The 12,662-nt window shown below is 32.2% G+C and carries 14 protein-coding genes; 1 reads left to right on the top strand and 13 read right to left on the bottom strand.

Going from position 1 to position 12,662, the window contains the following annotated elements:
• Positions 1–243: 243 nt before the first annotated feature.
• The 12 genes from KA909_RS13325 to KA909_RS13270 all read right to left on the bottom strand — a co-directional run bounded on the left by KA909_RS13325 (position 244) and on the right by KA909_RS13270 (position 10,884).
• On the bottom strand, positions 244–1,053 hold the full coding sequence (locus KA909_RS13325) for an alpha/beta fold hydrolase (RefSeq protein WP_053030734.1): 810 nt from the start codon (positions 1,051–1,053) through the stop codon (positions 244–246).
• A 154-nt stretch (positions 1,054–1,207) separates the two neighbouring features.
• Positions 1,208–1,924 (bottom strand): hypothetical protein, encoded by a 717-nt coding sequence (locus KA909_RS13320; RefSeq protein ID WP_053030736.1) that lies wholly within the window; start codon positions 1,922–1,924, stop codon positions 1,208–1,210.
• Positions 1,925–2,109: 185 nt separating this feature from the next.
• Positions 2,110–2,616, bottom strand: a complete 507-nt coding sequence (locus KA909_RS13315; RefSeq protein WP_193839681.1) for an SA0570 family protein — start codon at positions 2,614–2,616, stop codon at positions 2,110–2,112.
• Positions 2,617–2,767: 151 nt separating this feature from the next.
• The gene (locus tag KA909_RS13310; RefSeq protein ID WP_193839682.1) at positions 2,768–3,562 is read right to left on the bottom strand and encodes an alpha/beta fold hydrolase; all 795 of its coding nucleotides are present in this window, start codon (positions 3,560–3,562) and stop codon (positions 2,768–2,770) included.
• A 1-nt stretch (position 3,563) separates the two neighbouring features.
• Positions 3,564–4,268 (bottom strand): HAD family hydrolase, encoded by a 705-nt coding sequence (locus tag KA909_RS13305; protein WP_070854521.1) that lies wholly within the window; start codon positions 4,266–4,268, stop codon positions 3,564–3,566.
• A gap of 98 nt (positions 4,269–4,366) precedes the next feature.
• Entirely contained in the window at positions 4,367–5,320 is a 954-nt protein-coding gene (locus KA909_RS13300) for a FecCD family ABC transporter permease (protein ID WP_193839683.1), read from the bottom strand.
• 246 nt (positions 5,321–5,566) lie between these two features.
• Positions 5,567–6,457, bottom strand: coding sequence for an ABC transporter substrate-binding protein (locus KA909_RS13295; RefSeq protein WP_193839684.1), 891 nt, complete (start codon positions 6,455–6,457; stop codon positions 5,567–5,569).
• A 207-nt stretch (positions 6,458–6,664) separates the two neighbouring features.
• A complete protein-coding gene (locus KA909_RS13290; protein ID WP_193839685.1) occupies positions 6,665–7,159 on the bottom strand; it encodes a DUF805 domain-containing protein in 495 nt (164 codons plus the stop codon).
• A gap of 65 nt (positions 7,160–7,224) precedes the next feature.
• A complete protein-coding gene (locus KA909_RS13285; protein ID WP_075109393.1) occupies positions 7,225–7,989 on the bottom strand; it encodes a MerR family transcriptional regulator in 765 nt (254 codons plus the stop codon).
• A gap of 88 nt (positions 7,990–8,077) precedes the next feature.
• Complete coding sequence (locus tag KA909_RS13280) at positions 8,078–8,725, bottom strand: endonuclease III domain-containing protein (RefSeq protein ID WP_210130327.1); 648 nt, start codon at positions 8,723–8,725, stop codon at positions 8,078–8,080.
• An 84-nt stretch (positions 8,726–8,809) separates the two neighbouring features.
• Positions 8,810–10,471 carry an arginine--tRNA ligase gene (argS, locus tag KA909_RS13275; protein WP_075109426.1) on the bottom strand — a complete coding sequence of 554 codons (1,662 nt, stop codon included), beginning with the start codon at positions 10,469–10,471 and terminating at the stop codon, positions 8,810–8,812.
• Complete coding sequence (locus KA909_RS13270) at positions 10,468–10,884, bottom strand: YwiB family protein (protein ID WP_193839687.1); 417 nt, start codon at positions 10,882–10,884, stop codon at positions 10,468–10,470. The genes argS and KA909_RS13270 overlap by 4 nt, the downstream gene beginning before the upstream one ends.
• Positions 10,885–11,172: 288 nt before the next feature.
• Between KA909_RS13270 and KA909_RS13265 the strand changes: the two genes are divergently transcribed.
• Positions 11,173–11,268: a type I toxin-antitoxin system Fst family toxin gene (locus tag KA909_RS13265; RefSeq protein ID WP_011276553.1), complete on the top strand. Its 96-nt coding sequence runs from the start codon at positions 11,173–11,175 to the stop codon at positions 11,266–11,268.
• A gap of 477 nt (positions 11,269–11,745) precedes the next feature.
• Here KA909_RS13265 and KA909_RS13260 read toward each other — a convergent pair whose 3' ends face one another.
• On the bottom strand, positions 11,746–12,360 hold the full coding sequence (locus tag KA909_RS13260) for a DUF5080 family protein (RefSeq protein ID WP_193839688.1): 615 nt from the start codon (positions 12,358–12,360) through the stop codon (positions 11,746–11,748).
• Positions 12,361–12,662: the final 302 nt, after the last annotated feature.

Genomic DNA, 12,662 nt, shown 5'->3' with positions numbered 1-12,662 from the left:
ATCCAAGGGAGCGCACAGTCTACTTCTCTCTACAACTATAAAAAATAGCTGTGAAAAAATCTATCGTCATAGATTTCTTCACAGCTAATCTTAGTATGTTTTATATACTTTTATATTGTTAGCTCGATGCCGAATTTAAGCTAATACATTTAATATAAAACGTGTTGAATACATTCAAAACAATGATAAAAAGACAATTTCTAAATGATTTCAATAGAAACTGTCTTTCTCAAATAACTAAACTTAATGATTTACTTCTACTATCTGCTCAACATTTTCTAAAAAGTTCAAATATAAGACTAGAAACTTATCTTCTTCTTCTACATAGGGTGCATGTCCTGATTCTTCAAATAAAACTTTTTCAACATTTTGGAATCGTTCTTCGATTTTATAATGTTCCTTGTCATTTATAATTGGATCATAACGTCCATTTACAATGAGTGTAGGTACTTTAACGTAATGTGTATACCCTTGATTTACATATGCTGTATTTAAAAGCGCCCTACTGGCTATGGCACTATCCTCAGAATTCTGTTTACTATATAATCGTTGTCGTTGAATCCATTTCATCGCTGATTCTTTTTCTTTATAAATATAGGGGAATAGTAACAGTAGCGCTTCAGATTTATTAAACCCTGCAATTTCATCTTGGTGCTCAATCATTAATTTCGTAAAACCATGAACGATATCTTCAGCTTTAGAGGAGATAATGGTTAAAGATAATACATGTTTTTCATGCTTCTCAGTAAATTCTCTAGCAATAATACCTCCCATATCATGACCTAATATATGTGCTTTCTTTAAGTTTAATTTATTGATTAGTACATATAAATCTTCGACATGATCTTCTAAATCATATGAATCAGGACGTGATGATTTACCATGTCCTCGAACATCGTATGCAATCACTCTATAGTTCTCTTGTAGTTGTTTGTTTAATAAATCAAACGCTGCAGAATTACCATCTAAGCCATGTATTAAGATAACGGGGCTGCCATGTCCTTCATCTTGATAAGCTAATTTTGTTTGGTTTAACGTTTCGATTTTTTTCATGTTGGCACCTCCCTTAATTGTTACTATACCCACTTCTTTAAAAGTTACGCTATGAATGTTCTCAACTTTATTTCATAAATTATTATATAAAATTAATATTTAAACAAAAAAACAACCACCTCAAAAATACAGGTGATTGTCTATGTGTTAAGAACTAAACCCTAGTTCTCGATGATAATTTAATTGTGTAAAAAATAATGAGTACAACTATTAAAATCCAAATAACTAAAGAAAAGATTTGTGCAATCTCAGGTTTTGTGATTACAGCATCAACCGTCTTTTGACAAAATAACAAGCCAATAGCTGTGTACTCCATCTTTTTAAAGAAAATACCTATTAAACTTAATATAATACCTATAAAAAAGACAACTTGATGACTATAAATAGTGATTGGAACGATTCCCCAGTTTAAATTAAACGCACGCATAATAATTAAGATTAATGCAATAATGGCGACAGTATATCCTAATATCATTTCAAAACGGTTACTATAGAGAAATTTCTTCTTATCAATCCGTATATTGATAAAAATCGTTAACGGAAAAATAATAATACAATAGAAAATTGAAATAGCTGTCGCCGCCTGGAATGGCACGTATTGTTTATCATAAAGATACGAAATTAAAATAAAATTCATAATAAAGAAAATAACAGGATTCGTTTGTAACCCAAATAAATTCCGTTGAATAATCAAAATAATTTGTGCTGGAGATTTACCTCTATAATCTAGATAATCTTGATCTTTTGATTCAGATTTCTTCAAATCTGTACGCAAATTTTCTTTAATATCATCGATTAAATTAGGTGCCATTCCTTTATGACTAAAGTAATCATTTATATTCTCAAGTAACACTTTATCATTGGTTCTCATAGGTTACTCCTTTGCTATAGTTTCGTTAGATTGACACGAATAGTTAATGGTTCAATTTAAAATTTTATCATACATTGACGTTATTTTCTGTTTAACCATAAAAAATAGGAGCAAGACGTCATTTAAAAGTTGGCATTTGACGTCGTACTCCTAGTGATTGATTGATAACATATATAGAATTTTAATTATTTAGCAAGATCAATACGATATAATTTGATGTTTTTATCTTGTGGTGAGTTTGAGCCAAATTGATAGCTTGTGTTACCTTTTTGGATATAACCAAAGTTACCACTTACTTTGTTATATTGAACACGCGCAATCGCATTTTGTCCTAAGCTTTTTTTCACTTGGTTATACGTTGGGCCATTGGCTTCATTATAAGTCATAGAAATTCTTGTAACATGGCCTTGGTTCTTCTTACCTACTGCAGTTACAACCAGTAAACCTTTATTAGTGCGATATTCATAATATCCTTCATTGTTACTTGGATTTTTAGAATAAATCGGTGTACCGTATTTGTTTGAAACATTTTTGATTGATTCGCCAAGCGTAATATTTTCTAGAGATTTTTGACCTTGTGTTAATTGTTGAACTGTTTGAATTGTATTTCCGCTAGCTGCTTCAGCATGATTAACGCTTACTCCTGTCATTACTAGTCCTGAGACTAAAAATGCCGCTACTAATTTTTTCATAAGCACTCTCTCCTTTATCTTGTTTCTCGTCTTGTGCTTATTCATAGTATACCCTAATTGTTACTTAAATAACAGTATTATTACAAAAATATTACAAATTAAGTTATTTTATGTAACAAAAAAGTTTTGGCGGCGTTTTTGAAACCCGTCATTAGTGCTCAGGCATAAATTTCTTAATAAATGGTGTTACATCTTCAACAAATTTCTCTTTTTCTTCTTCAAAAGGATATAGACTTGATTGTGCATAAACATCAAACTGCGCCTCTTTAATTAAATCGGCTACTTCTTTAGATTCAAGTGTTGTAATACGCTCACCATGTTCACCTGCAATGATTAACGTTGGTTTCGTCACACGTTCAAATACATTTGATATTGCTGCTTCTTTAAAGACATCTTCAACCGCTTGCGTTTCTTCTTTAGTAGAAATAGCATTAGTATCTTCAACATGTTTTAAAAACTTATTCACTTTTCTTGGTTTATGATAACGACGCTTTTCTAAGAATTTGTTTTGTTTTTCATCGTCCCAGTTACGAATTTTATGAGAGTACTTTCTAAATAAACGTTCCTCAGGCAATTCGCCTTCAATGGATGTTGGTGTCACCATAATGAGTGATGATACATAATTAGGATAGCGTTCTGCTAAATCAGCAATAATCGCTGCCCCCATCTCATGTCCTACAAATGCTGCTTCGTCTATATACAAATAATCCAATAATTGTATAATATCATCTGCAAATTCAATAAATTTAATCTCTCTTGGTTTATCTGAATAGCCATGTCCTCTTAAATCAAGTAAGACAACTTGAAAAGACTTTGCCAAATCTTTTGCTAAATTTTGAAATATAGAAGCATTTTCATATGCTGTATGTACTAAGACGACAGGGTAGCCTTCACCCATAGTATCGTAATGTAGGGATAAACCACCTTTTCTAGTAAATAAATCCATCTTATGCATCTCCTCCTTGTTTGATTTGAATTGGTAATATTGATAATAATTCTTCACTCGTTGTAATAATAAAATCAACTTCTTCTTCTAAAGGTTCTAATTCAGCGTCATCATGTTTAAACCACACACTTACCATGCCCATCGCACGTGCTGGTGCTACATCATTTAAAGCATCATCACCGACATACATAATTTCTTCTGGCTGAACATCTAATTGGTGAATCATATCTTCAAATATTTTAGGATGGGGTTTACGAAATCCTACTGTTTCAGAAGTTGATAAATAATTAATCACGTGCCCTAAACCTAATGAATGTAAACGAAACTGTTTAATTTTAGATTTACCATTTGCAATCACACCTAAAACATAATCGCTTTGTGATAATTTCTCTAAAGTATATAACGTGTCATAATAAGGGAAGACATAGCGATAGAAATGCATTTCAAAATCATTAAACAGATCTTTCCACGTTAAACGATCGATATGAAACTGCTTAATAATTGCCTTATATAAATCGGGTTTATCATTATCTTCATCATCATCTAATTCAATAAATTTCTGTTTAAAATCCGCTAATTGAACGTGTACGAAATAATCATGAAATCGTTCGTATTGTTCCTCAATGAATTTATCACGAGATTTTGTTCTATCTAATAATGTACCTTCTAAATCAAACACAACTGCTTTTATATGACTTAAGTCCATTGTCAATTCCCTCTTAACTCTATAATTATTCTCATTTTATCAAAAAGTCTTCTTTAAGATAATAACCCAACATAAGTATGCTGTGATCAAATGTGTATTTAAGTACGTCTAAATTGTTTAAGCAAAATGTAAAACAATGTTGGAATACCAATTAAAGCCAATATAATACTAGCAGGTATCTGTACAGGATGAATTAACGTACTGCCTACCCAATCTGCAATTAACATCATTGTAGCACCGATTAAACAATTTAATACCATGTGAATTCCTAACGTAAATCGCCAATAATAACGTCTTACCAATTGGGGTACAACCATACCGATGAAACCAATAATCCCCGTATAAGCCACTGCAACTGCCGTTATCATAGACGCTAAAGTAAGTACGATAAACATCACTTGTTGCACATTTAAACCTAATGATTGACTCTTCAACTCACCTAATTGTAATAACTTAATCCCAGGTATCATAGTAAATAAAATGATGATAAAAGGTATAGCTATTAGTCCTATGTAAATAACTTCTCTCGTTTCTGCCGCCGCGAATCCCCCGAAGAAGTAATTTGCGATTTGATTCATCTTACTAGGTTTAATTAACACAAGAATATACAAGAATGCATTAAAAAGTGCGCCAATCATCAATCCAGTAATAATAAGAATCTTCACCGGATAACCACGAGATATAGTTGCTGCAATCATCAATACAATTAATAGTGTGATAATACTGATGCCAATTGAAAAGATAGGTACCCAAATAAAAGATAATCCTAAAAAAATGGCCAAACCTGAGCCAAACGTTGCACCACTAGCCAATCCTAATGTAAAACTATCCGCTAATGGGTTATTCAACACAGTCTGAAACATATGGCCTGCTAAGGTTAGTATTGCACCCGTTAACATAGCTTCAATAATTCGTGGCAATCTAACTTTCAGCAATATCATTTGATTAAATGAATCTGCTAAATTACCCATATCCCATAATAAATAGAGTGTTATCACACCAATTAAACAGATGATCCAACCTAGCATTGTGAAATAAATATTCCTTGTCATTTTATCAACTCATCAACTATCTTTCTATAATTTCTTCTATTATAACTGATGATATAAAAGAATGGGACTGGAACAGAATTCTTTTAAAATTCGTCGTCCACTCCCAGCTTGCCTAGCTTGTAGCATTTCTTGATGAAATGCTTTTTTATTGAGGCTTCAGCCACGTAAAGATAAGCACTTAATATCAAGCGTCTTCTCTATTTAGTTAGTCACTACGAATGTGCAGTGTTACCTTTTTATAGCCATTTATCGTTTATAAATGGCATCACGTAATTCTTTCAAACCCTCATCAATACGAGGACCCGGACGTGAAATTTCATCACCATTCACAGTTTCAATACGTCCATTTTTCACTGCCTTAATTTGACGGAAACCATCACGCTTTTTAATGATTTTATAGTAATCTGATTTAGACAGACCTTCTGTAGAGATCAAAATGTCTGGGTTCTTTTTGATGATACTTTCTTTATCCACTGACTTCCAACCTTCTATATTTGAAAAGCTATTTTTAGCATCTAATTGTGTCAACATGTCATCGAAAAATGTATGTTTACCCGCTGTATAGATTTCTGGTTTAGAAGACACTTCCATGAAAACAGATTGTGATTTGTGATGTCTCGGCACTGACTTGATTACTTTGTCAACGTTATGCTTCGTTTCATCTACAAGGTCTTGCGCTTCACGTTCACGTCCAGTGACTTTACCTATCTGTTTAAAAGTATCATATGTTTGATTTAAAGATTGTGCATCTTTCACATAAACCACTTTGACACCATTTTTTTCAAGACTATCTAACACTTTTTTTGACGTCCCTTTTTGAGATTCATGCGCCAATATTAAATCTGGTTTCGCCTTTAACAATGCTTCTTTATTTAAATTCATTGCATCAAATTGTTTCTTACCTTCTTTAACATCTTTAGGATAATCATCTACTGTTGAAACACCAACAATATCTTTCCCAAGTCCTAATTCGTAAAGAATTTCCGTGTTACTAGGCATAAGTGACACGATACGATGATATGACTGATTTTTTGAATTTGAATCTGATTTATTACTCTCATTGTTTGCTTGTTTGTGTTGATTATTTTGACCACAAGCGACAAGTACCAGCATCATTATACATAGTACTATCCACATTTTTTTATTTAACACGACTACACATTCCTTTCTATCTTTAGTATATGTATGCATTAATCATAACAAATATTATTCAATATTAATTTAACTTTTTTATATTTAATTGTGTAATTTTATATTATCACTTATTTTGAGAAATAATCAGTAGTAAAAAAGCATTGAATACTTCTAAATTTAGAAATATTCAATGCTTAGTTTTAACACTCACTATGCTTTGGGGTTAGGTCCATATTCATTTGTACCTTGTTCACTATCCGCAATGCAGTAAATTAATGCGAAAATAGAGATAATTAATAATATAACTGATATAACAAGTACGACTACAGTTGAAGCCATTAAAGAAACATCAGCGTAAAATTGATTTAAATACGTATCAGATATCGTTTCGAGTAATACAATTAATCCTCTTAGTAACATAGACACTAACATAATTAATGGTATTAACATCGTACGTCCAACATCATGAAATCGACGCACCGACATGGTGAATGTTCCGATTAGAATAATGACATCAATCGTTTCATAAATAATCTTGAAAAACATATCGCCACCGCCAACTATCCAAGTGAGTACGTCGGTAAGTATGCTTAATAAAATGAGTACAATAATATTCGCGAGTGTTGCATACCAGTAATGTCGTCTACGTGTACGACCTTGTACATTAAAATAATTTCTCCAAAATAATTGGTACGACTCAATCATTATAGCGTCTCCTTTAAATATGATTCAGTATAATCATTACATAATAAAGGATTGAAGGAAACACTTTATTTGATATACGCTTGGATTGCTTTTGCGATATACTCATTCAAGTGATTATTGCGATGTTTATTTATATTCTTAGCAAAGCGATCATCACTTTCATAAGTAAGTGCGATATATTCTAAAAATTGATTATCCGCATTAGGCACTTGTCGTTGTAAAATGCCTTTTAAAGCTTCAATATTTTGATATACATGCACATCATCCGCTGCGTAGCCATTTTCTAATAAGTGATTCATTTCATTGAAAAATTGGTTGAATTGGTCATTTGTATCTTTATCATTATTCTGCTTATCAGAATCATCCATTTGATTTCTACGTTGTTTATATGACTGATAATAATCCGTATCGCCATATTTCAATTCAGCTTCTTTATCATATTGTTCTGTCACATCAAATTGATTGAATTGGTCCATATTAATCTCCTCGTTTCTATGATTTATTAGATGATGTTTGAGGTAATCAATGATTTGATTTAGCTGATTACGTCGTTGAACAATTTGGGCATAGTTATCTTCTAATATTGCATTTTTATTAGTAATACTTTGTTGAAAATATAATTGAATATCTTCGAGAGATAAATTGAGCTGTCGAAGAAATAAGATCGTTTGTAGCTTTGCAATATCTTGTGAATGATAGTAGCGATAGCCATTATCGTCTACATAACTAGGTACTAGTAAACCAATCTCATGATAGTAACGCAATGTTCTTGTACTAACCGTCGTCACTTTGCTCACTTCACTCGGTGTAAAATAGTTGTGATTTAACATTGTATTATTCTCCACTTTGTTTTATTTTCAATATCATTCATACCTCACTCATCTACTCAGGAGTATGCACTATGACGTAACGTTAAAGTCAATCATTTTTTATAAAATAATGATCTAAAAACGTATATTTCTGCTTTCCTTTGCCATTAAAATAATGTTTCCCAAAGTTATCTAATAATGCATGAAATTCATTGGCATCTTGATTTGTAAAATAATCTGGTAGTGTTATATGCTTTTTAAATTTATCGTAATTCTCTGTGTTTGAATAGCCTAATTTATGATACAAGCGTCGTGTATATCGATCAGGAATAAATTCGATTCCTTGAAAAAGATACACCAATAACACGTCAGCCGTTTCACTACCTATACCACGTATGTTTAACAATGCCTGTCTGAGCGTATCACCATGCATACGCGCAATGGCATCATAGTCAAAGTTGTATTGGCTTAGCCAATTGAATAACGCATGAATGGCCTTCCCTTTATTTTTAAAAAAGCCACTAGAACGTATAATGTCTTGTAGTTCATTTAATGGTAAAGCCAAAATGGTTTGAGGATCAAAACAGGTTTCTTCCTGTAAACGCATTAGCGCCATATCTGCATTGTTCCAATTCGTATTTTGCACTAATATCGCACCAAGCATCATTTCTTCAGGGCTTTCAGCCGGCCACCAATGTTGCGGGCCCATATTGTTTAATAAGATGTTATAAAGTGCTTCAGTCGTAAGCGTTGGCATACACTCACTCCAATCTTTACATAATAATACCCTCACAAATCGAAATTTATGAGGGTGATATCAAAATTTATATAATTCTCTTGATTACATCGTTTCTGGTGCTGATACACCAACTAATGTTAATGCATTGTGTAGTGTAATTCTAACTGCATCTACTAAAGCTACATGTGCTTTCGTTTTTTCTGCATCATCTGTTAATACTTTTTCAGCATTGTAGAATTTATGGAATGCAGATGCTAAATCTTGAATATAGTTCGTTAAACGGTGTGGTGCACGACTTTCTGCTGCACTTTCAATTGTTGATTCAAATTCAGCTACTTTTTTCAATAATTCAATCGCTTTTTCATTTGTAATTGTTGAGAAGTCTGCATCAGTTGTAACTTCAACACCTTGCTCTTTTGCTTGTTTCAAGATTGAGCAAATACGTGCATGTGCGTATTGCGCGTAATAAATTGGATTATCTTGTGATTTTTCTTTTGCAAGTTCTAAATCAAAATCAAAATGAGAGTCCGGACTACGCATTGTTAAGAAGTAACGTGCAGCATCAATGCCAACCTCATCCATAATTTCACGTAAGGTAATCGCATTACCGGTACGCTTACTCATCTTCACTTCGACACCGTCTTGCATTAAACGCACCATTTGCATAATTTGTATTTCAAGACGATCACTATCTACACCAAACGTTTCTAAACTTGCTTTCAAACGATTAATGTAACCATGGTGATCGGCACCCATTAAATCGATCAAAATGTCGTTACCGCGATTAATTTTGTTGTAGTGATACGCAGTGTCTGGTGTGAAATAAGTGTAATTACCATCTTTTTTAATTAACACACGGTCTTTATCATCTTTAAAATCAGATGTACGTAACCAAGTTGCACCATCCGCTTCATATGTGTAACCGAGTTCATTCATTTTAGCTAATGTGTTATCAATAGCACCGTTCTCATATAGTGATGTTTCACTAAACCAATTATCAAAGTGGACATTGAAATCAGCTAAGTCTTTTTTCAATTTATCCATTTCATAATCAACACCAAGTTTTCTAAATGTTTTAAGACGTTCTTCATCAGAATAATCTTTCATTTCTGGGTGCTTATCAGCTAAGTCTTTACCAATTTCGATAATATCTTTACCATTATAACCATCTGCAGGCATTTCATGACTTGTATCACCAAGCGCTTCAAAGAAACGTGTCTCAATTGAACGTGCCAAGTTAGTAATTTGATTACCAGCATCATTAATATAATATTCACGTGTTACATTGTAACCTGCTGCAATTAAAATATTAGCTAGTGAGTCACCAACAGCAGCGTTTCTTGCATGACCAATGTGTAAATCGCCAGTTGGGTTGGCAGAAACATATTCTAATAAGATATTTTTATTTTTAGATGCTTCAGCATAACCAAATCGATTACCTTTTTCAATCGCTTCTGGAATAACTGCAGTTAAATATTGATTATCTAAATAGAAATTAATAAAACCAGGACCCGCGATATCTACTTGCTTCACATTCGCTTTACTTGTGTCTAAGTTGTCAACAATCGCTTGAGCAATTTCACGTGGGTTACGTTTCGCAATCTTAGTTAATACCATTGCGATATTAGTTGAGTAATCTCCATTTTTAGTGTCTTTTGGTATTTCAACTTTGATATCTGGAATATCTTCAGCAAGACCAGCTTTTTTAATACTTGTTTCAATTTCTTGTATTAAAGTTGTTTTTACTTGATCAATAATATTCATTCGCCTATCTCCTTATAATTAATTTCATATTGATATGAGCCCATTTTTTCATCAATTTGATGTAACTCGTATTGAATTTTTAGCTTCCCACCATTTTCATTCACAAAATGCAAGATACTACGTGTTCTAACAGTCAAAGGGATACGTCCAGCTGGAATATCGTAAAGTGTAGTCGTATCATGACCTTCTACAAAGTGAAGATTCATATTAATATCGCCTTTGCGTATTAATTTGACGCCTCGCGCTTCGATTTTAATCGTTACATTAACGACTGCATCTTCAATTTTTTCTTGGTAACGAATATAATCTGCATTCTTTGTTTGCCAAGAACCTTGAGTAGCAAATTCAAATTTTTGTTTTTCACCATTTTGTTTTAAGACTTGCTTCGTTTGAATGTGTATATTCTTATCCAACGTTTGCCTCACCTTAGCTTCTAATTAATACACCACATTATAGCATAATTTAGATAGTGCATGTAGGTGATACTTCTCAGTTTTGAAGCATTTAGGATATATAAGTATCATCATCTATTTTGATAAATTGAGTAATAAAAAGAACAGTATATAGGTTAAATCTTGGGAAATATTACTATAAAATTACTTATTTGAAGTAAACTATCAGCGTGTATTTGGAGATGATATAATATACTGGTCGCCTATCTCTCAGGCGTCAATTTAGGCGTAGAGAGGAGGTGCTAATCTATGCTAGAAATCCTTGTTCACATCACGACCACAGTCATCAGTGGTTGTATTATTGCGATATTCACGCATTGGCTACGTAATCGCAATAATAAATAGGCGACCATAGCCACACCTAAAAATCCCCTCACTACGGCAATAGTGAGGGGATTGGTGCATCTATGCTAGTTTCCTTGTTAACTAAATTATAACACTGGTGAGTGGAGAAATGCAAAATGATTTCATACGATGACTCAACTAATGAGAAGAAACATATTAAACAACGGTAGAAATTGAGGTGTGCGATATATTCGATACTAGAAAAACAACATATTTTAAAATTGTAGTTTCTTTTTTTAGGTAACATCATTCTCACATATATCGGGATAATAACTAATTATTAATGTAATAGAAAACAATATGTGATCCTACATAGACATTAGCATTTAATTTGGCAAGACTATTTGGTAACACTGTGGATGAATTTTTTCTTAATCATTTATTTATCACAAAAAGAGAGTGTAAATCCCCCCCTCTTCTTGTGCAATAGTACTATGTATTAAATGTTGTCTCAAAAACGTCGATGTATTTATCTCCCTACCTATGTATTATTAAAATCATAATGAGAATAATTACCCATATTGACATCAATAATGGTCTTATAGAAATAAGTCTCCATCGTCCTTTTATTATTCTTAAAATGATATCTATGATTATGTAAATAACAAATAGTGCGATAAAAATATAAAGTATGAAAAAATTTCCAATTGCAAAATCTTCTCTATACTGTGAGGATGCTTTAATTGACATGGTGATCATAAATATCAACGACATCAGTAGTGATATGATTCCTTTATATTTAGCTATGTCTAAATTAATTTTCATACTTTCAATTTTGTCATACTTCTGTTGTGTAATCATTTTATCTGGTGCCTTATTTAACTCTTGAATCTTTATTTTTAAGGGTCTAGACCATAATCCCCTTACACCCATAATTCCATACAGTAACACACCTATATTCAATATGAGCATCAAGTTTTCAAACTGATTTGCACTTTCTTCTTTTATGAGAATCACAGGTATTAAATATAAAATGAACGCTATAATATATGTCATTACTGGCAATACTTTAAGACCACCTGAATGCATAACAGATGTAAAATGTACTAAATAAAACAGACCAAATACGATTATAATAAGTAGAATATCCATTATGTGGTAGATACCTCCCATACCTTGACTTTTACATCAACCCAATTCACTTCATCTATTTCATTTATTATATGGTAGTATGGTGAAATCCATTGTTAAACTATCGTACGACATAAATAACCTTTAACTCTTTTCATATCATCTTCCCAATAATCTGGATGAATAGAAAATTCCATTTTTGCTATATGAGGCATTATCAATACGTCTAATTCCATTATTTATTGACTCCATATCTAGTCAAGTCCAGACTCCTGTGTAAAATGCTATACAATGTTTTTACCATTTCTACTTATCAAAATTGA

The organism is Staphylococcus sp. GDX8P54P, from assembly GCF_017893165.1.
In the GTDB taxonomy this organism is placed as follows: Bacteria; Bacillota; Bacilli; order Staphylococcales; family Staphylococcaceae; genus Staphylococcus; species Staphylococcus borealis.
The sequence above is the reverse complement of the archived record's forward strand: the minus strand, read 5'-3'. Positions and strand labels throughout refer to the sequence as shown.